Raw genomic sequence first — 19117 nt, 5'->3', positions numbered from 1 at the left:
TTGGTTAAATTTTCTAATTTAGGTAAATAACAATAAAATGGCTTACGTTGTATTTTTCACATTGGCGCTGCTTATCACTATACTTTCTGTGTATTTAGTGATTGAAAACAATAGAAGAAAAGCCCGTGAAGCGGAAAAAAAAGCCTTTAACGATCGTTTAAAAGTGATTAGTAGCAACTTTAAGCTTAAAGTTGCTGAATTCGTTGAAGCGAAGATTTTAAGGCCAAAATACGCACCGCAGATCAATGCAATTGTTGGCAACTTTTTTGTTGTTCAAGCGCACTCGGAAGAGAACTTGGCGCAACTGGAAAAAGTGTCTGAGTTATTTATCTATTCAGTGACAAACGAGCTTAATAAGTGTCGCTCAAATGGCAATATGGATTTGCTTGCTGAGCAATTACAATATTTTGTTGCTGAATTACCCACGGCGGGCATTGCCTATAATCGTGACTTCTATCGCGAGATGCTTCCTGCTCTCATTGCACGCATTCAAACACCTGATACGCCAGCAATACAACAAGATGAAGATGCATTAGACTCACCAGAACTAAGTAGCTCAGAGCCATCCAACCAACAAATGCAAGCAGCAGCCTTAGTAAAAGAGCATGCTGTTGGTTAACCTTGCTATTATTTTTAGTAAAATTTTTTGATTTGAGTTGCTAAACAACAAAATACTGTATAAATTAACAGTAACTCTCTGTTAGGGTGTACAGTATGCTTTTAGCTTTAAATGTTCAAAATTTTGCTATTGTTAGTGCGCTAAATATTGACTGGCATTGCGGCATGACCGCAATTACAGGTGAAACAGGCGCGGGTAAGTCCATTGCAATTGATGCGCTTTCTTTATGTCTCGGTGAGCGTGCTGATCCCTCTGCTATTCGTCCAGGTACCGATAAGGCGGATATCTCTGCTCAGTTTGATGTTTCAAATCTCCCTGCTGCCAAACGCTTTCTAACAGAGCATATGCTAGATAACGAAGAGAATGAATGTATTCTTCGTCGTGTTATTAGTAAAAGTGGGCGTAGTAAAAGCTACATCAATGGCTCCCCTGTTACTGCAGGCCAGCAAAAGGAGCTTGGGCAACATCTTATTGCAATTCATGGGCAGCATGCCCATCAGCTACTGCTAAAGCCAGAGTATCAACTGCACTTGCTTGATGCCTACGCTAGCCACACGACTTTGTTACAAGCAGTTAAGGGACAATACAATCACTACCATAAACTGCAAAAAGAATATGCCGAACTTCAAAAGTCACAACAGGCACAAGCCGCAAAAAAACAACTTCTTGAGTACCAAGTAGCGGAGCTTGACGAGTTTGCCTTACAGGAAGGCGAATATGAAGATATTGAGACCGAACATTCGCGCCTAAGCCATAGTCAAACCATTTTAGAACAATGCCACCGTGAGCTCTCTCGCCTTTATGAAAATGACGAGCAGACTGTGCTATCGCAACTACAACAAAGTGCGCAAGTGTTCTCTGAACTCACCAGTTTTGACAAAACTCTCGAGAATATTGCGCAAGTGCTAGAAGAGGCAGCAGTACAAGTGGAAGAAGCAAGTAGAGAGATCCGCAGTTATTCCGATTCGGTCGAACAAGATCCTATGCGATTACAAGAGTTGGAAGATAGACTCTCTCAAGCTCTAGATTTAGCTAGAAAGCATCAAGTTCAGCCTGAATTGCTATATCAGCACCATCAAGCACTGCAACACGAGCTTGAGTCTATTAGCTCTGATTCTGCACGACTGGATGCACTAGAGGAAGAAATTGCTGAAGCCATCAACGCTTATAACCAAGCTGCACTAGGATTAAGTCAAAGTCGCCAGCAAGCCAGTGCATCTCTTAACGAACGTATTTCGGCAAGTATGAAAGAGCTTGCGATGGGTGATGGTCAATTTGAGATCCAGTTAACGCCTAATCTTGGCGCTAAACCGAGCCCTCTTGGATATGACCACATTGAATTTTACGTCTCTACTAACCCAGGACAACCTTTACAGCCTATGGGCAAAGTTGCCTCGGGTGGTGAGCTATCTCGGATAAGCTTAGCCATTCAAGTGATTATCGCAACACGTGTTACGACACCCACTTTGATTTTCGATGAGGTTGATGTAGGGATATCAGGTCCAACGGCTGCAACCGTAGGTAAATTGCTACGTCAGCTTGGTCAGTCCACGCAAGTTATTTGTGTTACCCATTTACCGCAAGTGGCATGCAGTGGTCACAACCAGTTCTTTGTCGCAAAACGGGTAGAACATGGCGAAACCTTTACCAAAATGACCCCAATGGCAGAAAGCCAACGCATTGATGAAATAGCAAGGTTAATTGGTGGAGATAAAATAAGTGACACGACAAGAGCGAGTGCAAAAGAGTTATTACAAGTACAAAGTGCTTAGCCGTTATCAGGCGGATTGCACCTGTTGATTAACGCGCAGCGTTATACCGAATTGCTGCGCGGATCAATGAACAAAAATGGGCTTCATTGATGGTGTCCTGCTGTTTTATATCAATCGCCCGTCTAGTGTTACCAGCAAAGCCACTATTGAATAACTCGTGTTCATCTTCAAACTTTGCGCCATATGCAAAAGTAAGTTTGACCTTATCTTTGTAAACTTCGCCCGTGCAGATCATGCCAGCTTTTGACCAGACGGGCACACCTGTTGGGTTGCTTGGCTTACGCCATTTGATATCTTCTTCTACATCTTCATCAACACTTAGGATCAGACTTCTGATCTGCTGCAATACCACTGCACGCCAATCGTTTACACTCGCTATCTTTGCAGTGACCGCATCAGCGCCTGAGTTTATCGTTTCATTCATGATCTTTCCTTAATACTATTGATAAATATATGTTGAGTGAAATTAAGTTAGCGGCTAACAAGGGTCTGTTGACCTTTGCTGTTTGATTTTTGTTCTTCTGAGTGCGTTTTGGTCGCGACGCTCGACTTGCCGCCTAGTAATCTAGGTAAAAGTTGAGCAACAATGAACAAAGCACACTCAGGTGAACCCAAAGGGCAGCGCTTGATTGGCATTTCTACTGTGTTCTCGCCTGACTCACATAGAACAACTATGCTACGCAGACTCTGCCTTGTATAAACACCAATCAAACTGCTGCAAAAACAAACTTAAAAGATAAACAGTCCCTACGCAAAATTCAAATAAAAAACCCCAGCTACAACGAATGTAGTTGGGGTTTGTGAACGACAAAAGCGTTAAACTTCTAAATAGTCCAAAATGCCTTCAGCTGCGTTGCGGCCTTCAAAAATCGCCGTTACCACTAAATCAGAACCTCGTACGGCGTCACCACCGGCAAAGATTTTCGGATTACTTGTTTGATGTGTAAATGCGCCTTTTTCTGGTGCAACAATACCGCCCCAGTGATTTATTGCGACATCGTATTGTGCTAACCAGTCAAGGTTGTGAGGCTTAAAACCAAATGCCATGATCACCGCGTCGGCTTCTAGTGTATGCTCAGAGCCTTCCACGGTTTCAGCACTACGGCGACCATTTTTGTCGGGTTCACCTAATTGTGTTTTCACCATTTTAACGCCCGTGACTTTGCCTGAGCTGTCGACTTCAATACCAACTGGCTGTAAATTGAATCTAAATTCAACCCCTTCTTCTTTGGCATTTTTAACTTCTCGAACGGAACCTGGCATGTTTTCTTCATCACGACGATAAGCACAGGTCACGGATTGCGCATTTTGTCTGACTGACGTTCTAACACAGTCCATCGCTGTGTCCCCACCACCTAGTACCACTACGCGCTTACCAGCCATGTTCACATAGCTATGTTGGCTTTCGTCATAACCCATGACTCGGTTGGTGTTACCAATCAAAAATGGTAGCGCATCATAAACACCATCGGCATCTTCATTTTCAAGATTGCCTTTCATGCTTTGGTACGTCCCCACACCTAAGAATACGGCGTCGTATTGCGACAATAACTCATCCATTGAAACATCACGACCAACCTCGGTATTGAGTTTAAACTCAACGCCCATTTCGGTGAAAATCTCGCGACGGTTTTCCATTACCGATTTTTCTAACTTGAATGACGGGATCCCAAAGGTCAGCAAACCGCCAATTTCAGGGTTGCGATCATACACCACTGGGCGCACGCCATTTCGCACTAGAATATCCGCACAGCCAAGTCCTGCCGGACCCGCGCCTATGATTGCGACTTTCTTATCGGTCCAAGTAACGTAAGAAAGATCAGGCTTCCAGCCCTGTGCAAACGCCGTATCAGTAATATATTTTTCAATATTTCCTATAGTCACTGCACCAAACTCTTCGTTCAGCGTACACGACCCCTCACAAAGCCTATCTTGCGGACAAACTCGGCCACACACTTCAGGCAAACTATTGGTACGGTGAGACAGCTCCGCTGCCTCAATGATTCTGCCCGTACGAATAAGTTTGAGCCATTGCGGAATATAGTTGTGAACTGGACACTTCCATTCACAATACGGGTTACCACAATCTAAACAACGATCAGATTGCGAATGAACCTGCTGCTCAGAAAATGGCTCATAAATTTCAACAAAAGATTGCTTACGCGCAGAAATAGGCTTTTTGCGCGGATCTACACGTTGTACATCGATAAATTGGTAAACGTTCTCGCTCATTGCTCTCTCCTACTGCGCCTGAATTCTTAGCTCAGCGCTACTACGCGCTCGGTGGCCAAGTAAACTGTTTAAATCGCTCGACTTTGGCTTTACCAATTTAAACATTGGCAAATACAACTCAAAGTTAGCTAAGATCTGCTCAGCTCGGGTTGAGCTCGTTAAATCTAGATGCTCCGCAATTAAACCGCGTAAATGTTCTTGGTGCGATGCTAGCGCTTTGAGATCTACCAGCTCGACCAACTCAGGGTTGATCCGCTTATCAAAATCACTCTCTTCATCAAGTACATAGGCAAAACCACCGGTCATGCCTGCGCCAAAGTTAACGCCAACTTGACCAAGCACACACACCACGCCTCCCGTCATGTATTCGCAACCATTATCACCAAGCCCTTCAACAACCGCTTGTACACCCGAGTTACGCACAGCAAAGCGCTCGCCAGCTCGACCTGCAGCAAACAACTTACCGCCGGTCGCGCCATATAAACAGGTGTTACCGATGATAGCCGCCTGATGAGAGGCAAAGCTTGAACCGATAGGAGGACGCACGACTAGCTTTCCACCAGCCATCCCTTTACCAACGTAGTCGTTAGCATCACCGACTAATGTCATTTCAAGACCACCCGCGTTCCACACTCCAAACGATTGCCCTGCAGTACCATGTAACTCGAGTGCAATTGGATCTGCTGCCATACCTTGGTTACCATGCTTGCTCGCGATATAACCAGACAACATTGCGCCGATAGAGCGATCCGTATTGGCAATACGACTCACCAACGAGATACCCGTCATTTCATCAATTGCCGTCTTAGCTTTCGCTAGTAAGCTTTCGTTCAACGCACCACTGTAGTGTGATGGATTAGTATGGGTGCAATACAGCGCTTCATTTGACGGATTGTTCGGCTTCGCTAGAAGCGGACTTAAGTCGAGCTTTTTCTGCTTCGCAGTATTACCTTCAATGGCTTCAAGTAAATCCGTTCTACCAATTAAATCGGTGAGTTTTGTAACTCCCAAAGCAGCCATTAATTCACGAGCCTCTTGCGCAATAAACTTAAAGTAGTTCATCGCCATTTCTGGCAGTCCGTGATAATGCTTTTGACGCAGCGTATCGTCTTGTGTCGCAACACCGGTTGCACAGTTATTAAGGTGACAGATCCGCAGGTATTTACAGCCAAGCGCAACCATAGGGCCTGTGCCAAAGCCAAAGCTCTCAGCACCCAAAATTGCAGCTTTAATAATATCTAATCCTGTTTTTAAGCCGCCATCTGTTTGCAACCTAATGCGGTGGCGTAGACCATTTTCAACCAGCGCCTGTTGCGTTTCAGCAAGGCCAAGCTCCCACGGACTACCTGCATACTTTACCGATGTCAGCGGACTCGCCCCTGTACCACCGTCATAACCGGCAATGGTAATGAGATCGGCATACGCTTTAGCAACACCAGTCGCAATCGTGCCGACACCGGGTTCTGAAACCAGCTTGACCGAGATCATCGCTTCAGGGTTGACCTGTTTGAGGTCAAAAATAAGCTGAGCTAAGTCTTCAATCGAATAAATATCGTGATGCGGCGGAGGCGAAATCAAAGTAACACCAGGAACCGAATAGCGTAACTTCGCGATATAAGGGGTGACTTTTTCACCCGGCAGCTGACCACCCTCGCCCGGCTTTGCCCCTTGCGCAACTTTGATTTGAATAACGTCAGCTGAACGCAAATAATGTGGTGTCACACCGAATCGGCCAGAAGCAACTTGCTTAATACGCGAATTCTTTTCTGTACCAAAACGTAGCTTATCCTCACCACCCTCACCAGAGTTAGAGCAACCGCCGAGGCGATTCATCGCAATTGCTAACGCTTCATGTGCCTCCGGTGATAAAGCCCCGATACTCATCGCGGCTGAGTCAAAACGTTTGTATAGCTCAGTCGCAGGCTCAACATCGTTGATGTCGATTGCTTGTTGCGCCGTGTTAAGCTTAAGCATGTCTCGCAGATTGGTAATTGGACGGTTATTTACCAGCTCCGCATATTTAACGTAGTCTTGATAGTTACCCGAACGAACTGCGGTCTGCAAAGTTTGCACGACATCTGGGTTATAGGCATGGTATTCACCACCATGCACATACTTTAATAATCCACCGTGTGATAGCAGTTTACGCTTGCTAAATGCCAATTTATTGAGTTGTTGTTGCTCCAAGGCAAAGTCGTCAAAACACGCACCTTTAATACGGTTTGCAACTCCTTTGAAGCACAATTCAACCACCTCATCGGATAAACCGACGGCTTCAAACAACATCGAACAACGATAGGAAGCAATGGTGCTGATCCCCATCTTCGACATGATCTTGTATAAACCTTTGTTAATCGCGCCGCGATAAGACAGAGTCACCTCGCGGTAAGACTTTTTAATGATCTTCTTATCACACATTGCCACAAGGGTTTCGTAGGCTAGATAAGGATAAATCGCTGTTGCGCCAAAACCTAACATAACAGCAAACTGGTGCGGATCTCTTACGCTACCTGTTTCAACCAAAATATTGGTATCGCAACGCAGGTTGCCATCCACCAGTCGCCTTTGTACCGCCCCCACGGCCATCGCCGCTGGGATAACTTGCTTGCCTGCAGCAATTTCTCGGTCACTGAGCACTAACATCACGCACCCGGAGCCTGCTTTTGCAACAGCCTCATCACAAATACGCTTGATTGCATCTTGCAAAGACTCTTCAATCTCGTAAATCAATGAAATTTTACACGCACAGTAATGGTCATCATCGGCGGTTAATAGCTGCTGCATATCAGAATAAGTCAGTACCGGCGAGGCAAACTGCAAACGTTTAGCATGACCTGTGGTTTCGTTAAAAACGTTTTGCTCGCGACCAATACAAGTCGCCAGTGACATTACATGATTTTCCCGTAACGGATCGATTGGCGGGTTAGTGACCTGAGCAAACTTCTGGCGGAAGTAGTCAAATATCGAGCGGTGTCCTTCAGATAGCACTGCAAATGGCGTATCGTCCCCCATTGAACCAGTTGCTTCTTGGCCATTTTCACCCATCACGCGAATAACTTGGTCGAGCTCTTCGTTGGTATAACCAAACTGCTTCTGATAGGTCAACAAGGTTTCATCGTCAAGATCGCGCTTGCCAGCCGCTTTTTCATCTAGTGCTTCAAATGGCGTTAAACGCTTAACGTTTTGCTCAAGCCAAGTTTTGTATGGATGTCTGGATTTCAAATCTTGATCGATTTCATCGGACTGCCAAATCTTGCCATGTAAAGTATCAACCACCAGTAATTCACCTGGACCCACGCGACCTTTTTCAATAACTTCATCTGGCGCGTAATCCCAAATGCCCACTTCCGAGGCAAGCGTAATAAAGCCGTCTTGTGTGATCACATAACGGGCAGGACGAAGACCGTTACGGTCCAAATTACAGGCAGCAAAGCGCCCATCAGACATTACGATGCCAGCTGGTCCATCCCACGGTTCCATATGCATGGAGTTAAAGTCATAGAATGCGCGTAAGTCTTCATCCATAGCGCGATTTTTCTGCCATGCAGGTGGTACTAACATACGCATAGCACGGAATAAGTCCATGCCACCAGCTAAAAATAGCTCTAGCATGTTATCTAAACTAGACGAGTCAGAACCCGTTTCATTGACAAACGGTGCCGCATTTTGCAAATCTGGTAATAAAGGTGACGCGAACTTGTAAGCACGTGCCCTCGCCCACTGACGGTTACCTTCAATGGTATTGATCTCACCATTGTGAGCTAAATAGCGGAATGGTTGCGCCAACGGCCATCGAGGCTGTGTATTGGTTGAAAAGCGTTGATGGAATACGCAAATCGCACTGGTCATCCGCATATCAGCAAGATCCGTATAAAAATTCGGTAGATCCGCCGGCATCATTAAGCCTTTGTAGATAGTCACTAAACCGGACAAACTACAAATATAAAACTGCTCATCTTGTTCTAAACGCTTTTCTATGCGTCGTCTTGCTATATATAGACGACGCTCTAAATCTTTAGGACGCCACCCTTCTGGAGCACCGACAAAAACCTGTTTAAACTGCGGTAATTGTGCTTTAGCAATAGGACCAAGCATAGATGGATCGGTGGGTACTTCACGCCAACCTATGAGCGTCAGTGTTTCTTTTTCTAATTCTTCACTGATCACTTTTTCAGCCGCAGCTGCAAGCTCATAGTCCTGATTTAAAAATAGCATACCTACCGCATAGTTTTTGCCTACATGCCAATCGTTTTCAGCTGCGACGGCGCGGAAAAAACTATCCGGCTTTTGTAATAACAGACCGCAACCATCACCGGTTTTACCATCTGCAGAAATACCACCTCGGTGCTGCATGCGGTCCAAACCTGTGATTGCTGTACGGATCAGTTTGTGACTCGGCTGACCGCTTACATGCGCAATCAAGCCAAATCCACAGTTATCTTTTTCTAATTTTGAGTCGTATAACATAGACTCCTCCCCTTGCTACAACGGCCAGCCCATGACGGTACGACGAAATGCTGGCAGATATTCAAAATTAGCCTTGATTGAAAGTAGAGTCAACACAAATATGAATACATATTCATAAACTTGAATATTTCTCATTGGTAAGACAAGTTAGCCAAAATCGTAATAAATTTGCCACTTTGAAAATAGTGAATATAAATTTGCAAAATGACACCGGTATCACACCAATAAAAATGCAACGAGACACAACCAAAAGCAAACGTTTACGTAAACGTAAACCAAGGTAAAAATGAATAATTATTCACTTTTTGGATTTTATAGAACTCAATATCGAAGCACGTTCGATTACACTGTTTATATAGGTATGCAAAACAGAGAGCGTTTTTAGCTTGACGCTAACGTCAACTTGAGTTGATAAAAATAAGCGAGTAGCTCTAAGTTAGATAAACGCGAATAGCGTTAATGAAAGTGTCGATACCTTAAATTCAATGAACTTCTGGTTTTCAACCAAACATCAGACAAAAAGACTTGCTAAGAAAAGTAGGTAGGAAGATATTAGAAGATTTTTAAAAAATAAAGCATGGCAGAGTATCGACTCTGCCATAAGCGGTTAGCTTATTCCGCTGCTGCTTCGTCTTTCTTATATTTAGCTGCTGTTTCAGCAATAAGAGGTTGAAGCTCACCCTTTTGGAACATCTCAATGATGATGTCACAACCACCGATTAACTCACCTTCGACCCAAAGCTGTGGGAAAGTTGGCCAGTTCGCATAATGCGGTAGTTCAGCACGAATGTCTGGATTTAATAAAATGTCAACATAAGCAAACTGCTCACCACACGCCATCAAAGCCTGAGATGCCTGCGAAGAGAAACCACAGTTAGGGAGTTTTGGCGACCCTTTCATATATAGAATGATTGGGTTTTCTTCGATCTGCTGTTTAATCTTGTCAATAGTTTCCATTAGTTACCTCAAAATGACGTTTCGTCCAATGCTTATCAATATTTAGTTTAGCATCGGCGTTTTAGCTTGCTACTCACTTTAACAACACCTGTTGCATTCATAATGCCAAGCTTTAAGCAGCGATAGAATCTTGGGATACATGGCTAAAATAAGCATGACCGCCTGTCATGATGTTCTACACTTTGACTGCTATTAGGCATATGTTCACAAAGAATGTGTATTATAAGTCATTAAGTCACTGGCACGCATTGCTGTTTGCCAAAACTTGAGTAAAATAGTCAGGAATTATAGTATCACTATATAGGCCAATGGTATAGAAAAGTGGGCTGATGTTAGCTACCTTTCGTATGCGTTATTGGCAAATCAACCAAAAAATGGAGATTAATATGGCATTTGAACTACCGTCACTACCTTATGCACTAAATGCTCTTGAGCCGCACGTTTCTCAAGAGACGCTAGAATTCCACCACGGTAAGCACCACAACACATACGTTGTAAAGCTTAACGGTCTTATCGAAGGTACTGACTTTGAAGGTAAATCACTAGAAGAGATCGTATGTAGCTCTGAAGGTGGTGTTTTCAACAATGCTGCTCAAATCTGGAACCACACCTTCTACTGGCACAGCCTTGCGCCAAATGCAGGTGGCGAACCAACAGGTAAAGTTGCTGAACTAATTAATGCAAAATGGGGCTCATTCGCAGCATTCCAAGAAGCTTTCAACGACAAAGCAGTTAACAACTTTGGTTCAAGCTGGACTTGGTTAGTACAACTAGCTGACGGCTCTCTAGATATCGTTAACACTTCAAATGCAGCGACTCCGCTGACTGAAGAAGGTGTTACCCCTATCATCACAGTTGACCTGTGGGAACACGCTTACTACATCGATTACCGTAATGTTCGTCCTGATTACCTTAAAGGTTTCTGGGCACTTGTTAACTGGGATTTCGCTAACAGCAACCTAGCTTAACATCAACTATCAGTATTGATGCAACAATGGGGCGCACAAGCGCCCTTTTTTCATGCCTGTAACTCAACATTAATACATAAAAAATCTAGTTTTTTTTGGGTATTCTTCATATCACGACTAAGCTTTAAGTAACCTTTCCAAATCTGTGATCCGCAAACCACACCAAGTAGCTTATTGGAGGTCGTTATGACAATATTTGAACATTATCAGGCCAGATATGAAGCCGCGCAAGAAGAAGAGTACACCATCGCGGAATTTCTTGAAATTTGTAAAAATGACAAATCAGCCTATGCCAGCGCACCTGAGCGACTTCTGATGGCAATAGGCGAACCAGAAATGATCGATACGTCGAAAGATGCCAGACTTAGTCGGCTGTTTTCGAATAGAGTAATAGCTCGATACCCTGCCTTCAATGAGTTTTACGGTATGGAGGATGCCATTGAACAAATAGTATCGTATCTCAAACATGCCGCACAGGGGCTTGAAGAGTGCAAACAAGTGCTCTATTTACTCGGCCCGGTTGGTGGTGGTAAATCGTCTATCGCAGAAAAGCTCAAGTATTTGATGCAAAAGGTGCCGGTTTATTCTTTAAAAGGCTCACCCGTTAATGACCACCCGCTTTGCTTGTTTAGCCCACAAGAAGATGCCGACCTACTTGAAAAAGAGTACGGCATTCCTGGGCGCTATATTAAAACGATAATGTCTCCATGGGCAACTAAACGCTTACATGAGTACAATGGAGATATTACACAATTTAAGGTCGTAAAACGTTACCCTTCCATTCTTGATCAAATTGCTATCGCGAAAACAGAGCCAGGGGATGAGAACAACCAAGATATCTCAGCGCTGGTGGGTAAAGTTGATATTCGTAAACTTGAGCATTTCGCTCAAAATGACCCTGATGCTTATGCGTATTCTGGCGCGCTATGTCTTGCGAACCAAGGTTTGATGGAATTTGTCGAGATGTTTAAAGCACCCATTAAGGTGCTACACCCGCTGCTAACTGCAACCCAAGAAGGCAACTACAATGGTACCGAGGGTATTTCCGCCCTACCATTTAGCGGCCTAATACTCGCTCACTCTAACGAGTCTGAATGGCAAACCTTTAAGAACAATAAAAACAACGAGGCATTTTTAGACCGTGTTTACATCGTCAAAGTGCCTTATTGTTTACGCGTGTCTGAAGAGGTCAAAATTTACGAGAAGCTTATTGAAAATAGTGAACTCAGGGAAGCCCCCTGTGCGCCTGGCACTTTAGAAACTTTAGCGAAGTTTTCAGCACTGTCTCGAATCAAAGAACCAGAGAACTCCAGTATCTATTCAAAAATGCGGGTTTACGATGGTGAAAGCTTAAAAGACACAGATCCAAAAGCTAAATCCTATCAAGAATACAGAGATTATGCAGGCGTTGACGAAGGCATGAACGGCCTTTCAACTCGCTTTGCCTTTAAGATCCTCTCCCGTGTGTTTAACTTTGACCATAGTGAAGTCGCAGCAAACCCTGTTCATTTGTTCTATGTACTTGAGCAGCAAATTGAGCGCGAACAATTTAACGCTGAAGTACAAGAGCGCTACCTAAGCCATCTAAAAGGGTATCTAATCCCACAATATGTCGAATTTATCGGTAAAGAACTACAAACAGCTTACCTTGAGTCGTACTCTGAGTACGGCCAAAATATTTTCGACCGCTATGTTACCTATGCAGACTTTTGGATCCAAGATCAGGAATATCGTGACCCAGATACAGGTCAACTGTTTGATAGAGCCGCGCTTAACGGCGAGCTGGAAAAGATTGAAAAGCCAGCCGGTATTTCCAATCCAAAAGATTTCCGTAACGAGATAGTCAACTTTGTTTTAAGAGCAAGAGCCCATCACAATGGTGACAATCCAGTATGGACCAGCTATGAAAAACTAAGAACGGTTATCGAGAAGAAAATGTTCTCTAATACCGAAGACTTACTCCCTGTAATTTCATTTAATGCAAAAACCTCTGCCGAAGATCAGAAGAAGCACGAGGACTTTGTCAATCGTATGGTTGATAAAGGCTATACCCAAAAACAAGTTCGCCTACTTTCAGAATGGTATTTAAGAGTTAGAAAGTCACAGTAACTTGTTAGTATGAAGAGGGTGTTATATGGCGCATTTTATTGACCGCCGTCTTAACGGCAAAAATAAGAGCACTCTGAACCGCCAACGTTTTATCCGCCGCTACAAGAAGCAGATAAAGAAAGCGGTTTCAGAGGCCATCAACAAACGTAGTGTGACTGATATCTCCAGTGGCGAAAGCATTTCTATCCCACAACGAGATATCAGCGAGCCCACTTTCCACCAGGGAAAAGGGGGGGACAGAGAGCTCATTCACCCAGGTAACGATCAATTTTCAACGGGCGATCGGATCCAGCGCCCTCCTTCAGGGCAAGGTGGTGGGTCAGGTGATGGCGAGGCAAGTAACCAAGGTGAAGGGCAAGACGATTTTGTATTCTCTATTTCAAAAGACGAATACTTAGACCTATTGTTTGAAGACTTGGAGTTACCCAACTTACAACAAAGCCAGTTAGATAAATTAATGCAAATGAAAACGCATCGAGCTGGCTTTTGTAATGATGGTATGCCTAGCAACTTAGATATCGTACGCAGTTTAAAAGGCTCAATGGCACGCCGTATTGCGATGACCTCAAGTAAACGCCGAGAGTTAAGGGAATTAGAGGAAGAACTGGCGAGTATGCTTGCTGAACCGGTTCCTCCTCAACAGAAAATCAATGATATAGAGCTGCGGATCCAAGTGCTAAAAGAGCAAATAGCCGCAGTGCCTTTCATCGACAATTACGACTTACGCTTTCGTAATTACGAAAGGCGTCCGCACCCCACCAGCAAAGCTGTTATGTTTTGCTTGATGGATGTGTCTGGCTCAATGGATCAAGCTACAAAAGACATGGCAAAACGTTTTTATATTTTGCTCTATCAGTTCTTGACCCGTACTTATAAAGATATTGAGGTAGTCTATATCCGCCACCATACCCAAGCAAAAGAAGTAGACGAGCAAGAGTTTTTCTACTCCCAAGAGACGGGTGGCACAATTGTCTCAAGTGCACTGAAATTAATGGATGAAATCATTCAAGAGCGTTATGCCCAAGGCGATTGGAATATTTACGCCGCACAAGCCTCTGACGGCGATAACTGGGCAGATGATTCTCCACAATGCACCCAGATACTTTCTAACAAACTACTTAAAATTGTCCGCTACTATGCGTATATAGAGATAACGACCCGTGCACACCAAAGTCTGTGGCGGGAGTATCAAGGAGTAGCCAACTCATTTGACAACTTTGCTATGCAGCACATTCGAGGCGTAGAAGATATTTATCCTATCTTTAGAGAATTGTTCAAGAAGAACAAAAATAAGCAAAGTGCGGCATAATTTTTGGGAGGTTGCGCGATGACATATCAGCCAATTGACGATGGTCCAGATTGGACCTTTGATTTACTTGATACTTATCATCAGGAAATTGCTCGTGTAGCCGAGCATTACAGACTTGACACTTACCCAAATCAAATTGAGGTGATCACAGCAGAGCAGATGATGGATGCCTACTCCAGTGTAGGCATGCCAATTGGTTATGCACATTGGTCGTACGGGAAAAAGTTTATCCAGACTGAGCAAACCTACAAACGTGGTCAAATGGGTCTTGCCTACGAGATTGTGATTAACTCCAATCCTTGTATTGCGTACTTAATGGAAGAAAATACCATGCCTATGCAGGCACTGGTAATGGCGCATGCGTGCTATGGTCATAATTCTTTCTTCAAGGGTAACTATCTATTTAAAACCTGGACAGACGCATCATCCATCATTGATTACTTGGTATTTGCTAAAAATTATGTCGCCAAATGTGAAGAAAAGTACGGTATTGATGAGGTAGAAAACCTGATTGACTCTTGTCATGCGTTAATGAATTACGGGGTTGATCGATATAAAAGGCCGCAACGTATCTCTATGTTTGAAGAGCAAAAACGGCAAAAAGAACGGGAAGATTATTTGCAGTCCCAAGTTAATGAATTATGGCGAACCATTCCTAAAGGTGAAGATGAAGAAACCGACAACCGTGCTCGTTTCCCATCAGAACCTCAGGAAAACATACTGTATTTCATCGAGAAAAATGCGCCATTGCTGGAGTCTTGGCAACGCGAGATTATTCGTATTGTGCGTAAAGTATCACAGTACTTCTACCCGCAAAGACAAACTCAAGTCATGAATGAAGGCTGGGCTACATTTTGGCATTACACTATTTTGAACCACTTATATGACGAGGGAAAACTAAGTGATTCCTTTATGTTGGAGTTTTTACAAAGCCATACCAATGTTGTGTATCAACCGCCATACAATAGTAAATTTTATTCAGGGATAAACCCCTATGCGCTCGGCTTTAATATGATGGTCGATATTCGCCGTATATGCGAAAACCCAACGGAAGAAGACAAACAGTGGTTCCCGGAATTTGCGGGGAGCAACTGGCTAGATACACTGCATTTTGCGATGCAAAATTTTAAAGACGAGAGCTTTATCAGCCAATTTTTATCTCCAAAGCTCATGCGCGACTTTAAGCTTTTTACGATTGTCGACAAACAAAAATCTCCGCATTTGGAAGTTGGGCCTATTCACGACGAAATGGGTTATCAACAACTTCGCAGTGCCCTTTCAGCGCAGTACAACTTGAGTAACCATGAGCCTAATATTCAAGTTTATGACGTCGATGTACGGGGAGATCGTTCACTTACGCTAAGGTATGTACCGCAAGGCGGGATCCCACTTGCCGCTTCAAAGCAAGAAGTGATAAAGCACCTCTATCGCTTATGGGGATTTAAAGTGAAACTTGAACAAGTAGATGAAAATGGCAATCTCGAGCAGATAGCTCAATGCCCTGAAGAGGAAAGTGAATCGTAACTCTGTTGGTTTGACTTAGGAGCCGGCAAACAGGTTGTATTTGCCGTGACTCCTTGCTAATGCTTAGACTCTTTAGCTGCAACTACTCTACAGTGAGGTGTGTTATTAAATTCTAGACTGCACGTAAACACTTCCAACTGCAGAGCTTCGCTATTCAAAGTGCCGGTTACTTAAAAAAATTGAAGCTAAGTGGATAAATCCATACTTCCCCATTATTGGCTTTCATCGCAGCAATGATGGCAAATATAATATTAAGAATAGCTAACACAACGAACCCTAAAATACCAACCGCAACAAAAACTAAAATACCGCAAATTATGGAATAGATAATTAAGCTAATTAACCAGTTAATAGTAGCTTTTCCGTGTTGATCGATCGTTTCGCTTTTATCCTTATTGGTTGCCCACATAACTACTGGTAGTACAAGCCCTAGTCCCGGAGCAACAAAGCTCGCCAGTTGGCTCAAATGTAATAACATACAGTATGTATTTAGCGGCATGCCCCAGTATTCATCATTATCGTTCATTTTTTCATTCCCTTTTATTGTTGCAAGTGATTACGCATTTCAAGCAGGTGCTTCATATTGACTGAAGTCTATAGGGGTATTTCTAATAAATCTCAGGTTAATGAATAAAAGTCATTTTTAGGCAGTACTCATAGGCTAAAGACCTCTAATGAGAACTCAACTCCCCACACCTCCATTAAAGCTAGATAAGCCATGATTTACAAGCCTTTTAATATCGAGAGCATAAGCGTAGGCATAACAGCTCTGGTTAACCGCTATAGTTTAAAGACAAGGGTTATTCAATTTTCACCAAGTAAATAATGTCTATTTAGACTAAGGCTTTACCAATTTTGGGTATAGATTTAAGATGAACCAAAGGACGCTAATCCAGACATAAAACCAATGGACCAATACAAAACCAAATTTGTTGTTGTTTATCTAATTGCTGCAATAATTACTGCGGCATGTCTTTTAATGAATGGACCGATGCGTCCAGGCTTGCCTCTTGATAACACGGTAATAATGCGTATGGAGTTTATTGCCGAAAACTTAGTATTGTGGCAGTGGTCTTGGATAGCTTGGATGTTCTCTGCACTAGGTCTTTTAGTATTTAGTGTTATTTTAGCAGATGAGCTCAAAGCAGACTTTAGAAAGCATGTTGGCCTGCTATTAGTCGCATTGGGTGTGGCCCCAGATCTCATTGCAGAAGTGATTTATGCCTTTGTTTTACCAAAAGTAGTTCATTTAGCCATGGGCGAATCTGTATTTTTACTGTTTGAGCATATTGCAACCCATCTTACCGGTTACTTAGGTAATGGTCTTTATAATTTAGGAGGGCTTACGTTAACCTGTTTTGCCATTAAGCAAGGTATATTTAAAACATGGGTATCAGTGTGGGGGATCACCGCTTGGGTTTTAGGTTTATTGCTGTCTGTATCTATCGCTGCTGGTCAACTTAAAGCTGCTGAGATATTTACTGCATCAAGCATGACTCTTAGTACACTTTGGATGATTATCTTTGCACATCAAGTTTTGAGGCCTAGATGGAATACGCAATCTTAAAATTAGTACACCTAGGCGCCTTGATTTTTTGGCTCGGCCCAGCTCTTGGTGCTTGGCTCGTATTAAAAGCAATAGAAAATGAAAATATAGGATCGGTAACCGCGAAGGTGAGCCATGTATTCTTTCTCATGGTCACACTGGAACATGTGGCGTTTATAGTTCTCTTATTAACAGGCTTTTCTATGGCTTTTTTAGCTGGATGGTTTACATCTCCATGGCTCCAGCAAAAGCTACTGGTGGTCGGTCTCGTGATTATCCCATTAGAAATTGTCGATATTTTCTTGGGAAACTGGTTAGCAGCAAAGGCATCTAAAAGTGTCCACTTGGGTATTGCAAGCGCTCAGCAACGGCGTTGGTTGGCGCTCTATCACGGCCCTTTTACTAAACTTGCACTCTTAACCATACCGGTTTCAGTCGTTATTGTGATGTATTTAGCGGTAAGTAAGACGCCACTTTTATCACTTTAATTCGCAGAAATAACAGAACAAGACAGTTGATTTTTCTAACAGACCGCTGTTCATTCCACACTGATACTAAAAAGTTAGTGGGGTAAAAATTATAAAGTGGCAATATGAATAGAACCGCGCCCCGCTAAAGCCACTATATAAAGATAAATTTACTCGCTGGCCATGTCTTCAGAGTATACAGTTACCCGATTTCTTCCGCCCTCTTTAGAAACATACAACGCGCTGTCTGCCGCCTCAATCCATTGCTCATGTTTTTCAAAAGACTCTTCGTACACGGCAACACCAAGACTAACCGTAATCTTTATTTGTTGCTCATCGTAGTAAATCGAAGAATTTTCTATTAATGATCGCAGCCTCTCAGCGAAAGTGATTGCACCTTTTACGTCTGTGTCGAGCAAAGTCACCGCAAACTCTTCACCGCCGTAGCGGCCTGCAGTATCTGTTTCTCGCAGTGTTTTGCGTAGTAAGTCTGAGATATGGCGTATAGCCTCATCTCCACCACTATGACCGTATTCATCATTAATTCGCTTAAAGTGGTCAATATCAAACATAAGAAGTGCACTTTGGCCCTGATTACGTTTCAAGCGCTTAAACTCTTGCTTTAGGCTCTCTTCCCAAAAACCGCGATTATGCAACTGCGTTAAACTGTCTGTGCGGCTAATTTTTTCTAATTGTTTATTCAACGACTCAAGTTCTAACTTATTGATTGCTTCGTCGGTTACATCGTATATGATCACACAAATATGCCCAACATCCCCCGTCACTGTGGTCAACGGGATAAAGGTCGCATTCTGATACATGTAATCAGCCTTGCCTGTGATAGGCCGATAATTTTTGAATCGGAAAATATACGGCTGCTGCTCCCAAATAGTAAACGATCGATTTTTTAGCACGAATACAGGCTCAGCTTTTGATCTAAACCATTGCTCATCAATACTTGGGAACAAGTCAAAAATGTCTTTATCTTTAACCGCACTCGGTAATAAACCGGAATGATTTTCCATAAAACCATTCCATATACATACCTTGTAGTCGCGATCAAGCACCACCAAGCCAACATCTACGGTGTTAAACATATCCATTAACCAATGGATTTCATTCATATCAAAATCGGCTGCAGGCATAG

At 43.2% G+C, this 19117-nt stretch carries 14 protein-coding genes; 8 read left to right on the top strand and 6 right to left on the bottom strand.

The features are described 5' to 3' along the window. Positions 1-37 precede the first annotated feature (37 nt). Positions 38-619 (top strand): hypothetical protein, encoded by a 582-nt coding sequence (locus tag NH462_RS17855; RefSeq protein ID WP_253106978.1) that lies wholly within the window; start codon positions 38-40, stop codon positions 617-619. A gap of 95 nt (positions 620-714) precedes the next feature. Continuing rightward, complete coding sequence (recN, locus tag NH462_RS17850; RefSeq protein ID WP_010375416.1) at positions 715-2391, top strand: DNA repair protein RecN; 1677 nt, start codon at positions 715-717, stop codon at positions 2389-2391. Positions 2392-2419: 28 nt separating this feature from the next. Here recN and NH462_RS17845 read toward each other — a convergent pair whose 3' ends face one another. From NH462_RS17845 to NH462_RS17830, 4 genes are all read right to left on the bottom strand, one after another. After that, positions 2420-2815, bottom strand: coding sequence for a DUF1801 domain-containing protein (locus NH462_RS17845; protein ID WP_017217986.1), 396 nt, complete (start codon positions 2813-2815; stop codon positions 2420-2422). Positions 2816-3207: 392 nt separating this feature from the next. Beyond that, positions 3208-4623 carry an FAD-dependent oxidoreductase gene (locus NH462_RS17840; protein WP_253106976.1) on the bottom strand — a complete coding sequence of 472 codons (1416 nt, stop codon included), beginning with the start codon at positions 4621-4623 and terminating at the stop codon, positions 3208-3210. A gap of 9 nt (positions 4624-4632) precedes the next feature. After that, positions 4633-9090 carry a glutamate synthase large subunit gene (gene gltB, locus NH462_RS17835; protein ID WP_253106973.1) on the bottom strand — a complete coding sequence of 1486 codons (4458 nt, stop codon included), beginning with the start codon at positions 9088-9090 and terminating at the stop codon, positions 4633-4635. Positions 9091-9702: 612 nt separating this feature from the next. Further along, positions 9703-10047, bottom strand: a complete 345-nt coding sequence (locus tag NH462_RS17830; RefSeq protein ID WP_010375406.1) for a Grx4 family monothiol glutaredoxin — start codon at positions 10045-10047, stop codon at positions 9703-9705. Positions 10048-10433: 386 nt separating this feature from the next. On the opposite strand from NH462_RS17830, the gene NH462_RS17825 reads away from it, so the two are divergent. The 4 genes from NH462_RS17825 to NH462_RS17810 all read left to right on the top strand — a co-directional run bounded on the left by NH462_RS17825 (position 10434) and on the right by NH462_RS17810 (position 15957). Further along, positions 10434-11015 (top strand): Fe-Mn family superoxide dismutase, encoded by a 582-nt coding sequence (locus tag NH462_RS17825; protein ID WP_010375405.1) that lies wholly within the window; start codon positions 10434-10436, stop codon positions 11013-11015. Positions 11016-11201: 186 nt separating this feature from the next. Beyond that, on the top strand, positions 11202-13124 hold the full coding sequence (locus tag NH462_RS17820) for a PrkA family serine protein kinase (protein ID WP_017217990.1): 1923 nt from the start codon (positions 11202-11204) through the stop codon (positions 13122-13124). A 25-nt stretch (positions 13125-13149) separates the two neighbouring features. Then, positions 13150-14433: a YeaH/YhbH family protein gene (locus NH462_RS17815; RefSeq protein ID WP_253106971.1), complete on the top strand. Its 1284-nt coding sequence runs from the start codon at positions 13150-13152 to the stop codon at positions 14431-14433. Positions 14434-14451: 18 nt separating this feature from the next. Next, positions 14452-15957: a SpoVR family protein gene (locus NH462_RS17810; protein ID WP_253106969.1), complete on the top strand. Its 1506-nt coding sequence runs from the start codon at positions 14452-14454 to the stop codon at positions 15955-15957. Positions 15958-16123: 166 nt separating this feature from the next. Here NH462_RS17810 and NH462_RS17805 read toward each other — a convergent pair whose 3' ends face one another. Then, positions 16124-16483 (bottom strand): DUF4870 domain-containing protein, encoded by a 360-nt coding sequence (locus tag NH462_RS17805; protein ID WP_039492452.1) that lies wholly within the window; start codon positions 16481-16483, stop codon positions 16124-16126. 381 nt (positions 16484-16864) lie between these two features. Between NH462_RS17805 and NH462_RS17800 the strand changes: the two genes are divergently transcribed. Beyond that, the gene (locus NH462_RS17800) at positions 16865-17524 is read left to right on the top strand and encodes a hypothetical protein (RefSeq protein ID WP_253106967.1); all 660 of its coding nucleotides are present in this window, start codon (positions 16865-16867) and stop codon (positions 17522-17524) included. Then, entirely contained in the window at positions 17506-17991 is a 486-nt protein-coding gene (locus tag NH462_RS17795; RefSeq protein WP_253106965.1) for a DUF2269 domain-containing protein, read from the top strand. The genes NH462_RS17800 and NH462_RS17795 overlap by 19 nt, the downstream gene beginning before the upstream one ends. Before the next feature lie 149 nt (positions 17992-18140). Here the strand turns inward: NH462_RS17795 and NH462_RS17790 are convergent, their stop codons facing one another. Continuing rightward, entirely contained in the window at positions 18141-19115 is a 975-nt protein-coding gene (locus tag NH462_RS17790; protein WP_010375394.1) for a diguanylate cyclase, read from the bottom strand. Positions 19116-19117 lie beyond the last annotated feature (2 nt).

Source organism: Pseudoalteromonas sp. OANN1 (assembly GCF_024124685.1).
Lineage (GTDB): Bacteria > Pseudomonadota > Gammaproteobacteria > Enterobacterales > Alteromonadaceae > Pseudoalteromonas > Pseudoalteromonas piscicida.
This window is presented reverse-complemented; position numbering and strand designations above follow the sequence as displayed.

Bases quoted from the DNA above. Each gene is read 5' to 3' on its own strand.
- NH462_RS17855 (WP_253106978.1), top strand. From the start codon at position 38: ATGGCTTACGTTGTATTTTTCACATTGGCGCTGCTTATCACTATACTT.
- recN (WP_010375416.1), top strand. From the start codon at position 715: ATGCTTTTAGCTTTAAATGTTCAAAATTTTGCTATTGTTAGTGCGCTA.
- NH462_RS17845 (WP_017217986.1), bottom strand. From the start codon at position 2,815: ATGAATGAAACGATAAACTCAGGCGCTGATGCGGTCACTGCAAAGATA.
- NH462_RS17840 (WP_253106976.1), bottom strand. From the start codon at position 4,623: ATGAGCGAGAACGTTTACCAATTTATCGATGTACAACGTGTAGATCCG.
- gltB (WP_253106973.1), bottom strand. From the start codon at position 9,090: ATGTTATACGACTCAAAATTAGAAAAAGATAACTGTGGATTTGGCTTG.
- NH462_RS17830 (WP_010375406.1), bottom strand. From the start codon at position 10,047: ATGGAAACTATTGACAAGATTAAACAGCAGATCGAAGAAAACCCAATC.
- NH462_RS17825 (WP_010375405.1), top strand. From the start codon at position 10,434: ATGGCATTTGAACTACCGTCACTACCTTATGCACTAAATGCTCTTGAG.
- NH462_RS17820 (WP_017217990.1), top strand. From the start codon at position 11,202: ATGACAATATTTGAACATTATCAGGCCAGATATGAAGCCGCGCAAGAA.
- NH462_RS17815 (WP_253106971.1), top strand. From the start codon at position 13,150: ATGGCGCATTTTATTGACCGCCGTCTTAACGGCAAAAATAAGAGCACT.
- NH462_RS17810 (WP_253106969.1), top strand. From the start codon at position 14,452: ATGACATATCAGCCAATTGACGATGGTCCAGATTGGACCTTTGATTTA.
- NH462_RS17805 (WP_039492452.1), bottom strand. From the start codon at position 16,483: ATGAACGATAATGATGAATACTGGGGCATGCCGCTAAATACATACTGT.
- NH462_RS17800 (WP_253106967.1), top strand. From the start codon at position 16,865: ATGGACCAATACAAAACCAAATTTGTTGTTGTTTATCTAATTGCTGCA.
- NH462_RS17795 (WP_253106965.1), top strand. From the start codon at position 17,506: ATGGAATACGCAATCTTAAAATTAGTACACCTAGGCGCCTTGATTTTT.
- NH462_RS17790 (WP_010375394.1), bottom strand. From the start codon at position 19,115: ATGCCTGCAGCCGATTTTGATATGAATGAAATCCATTGGTTAATGGAT.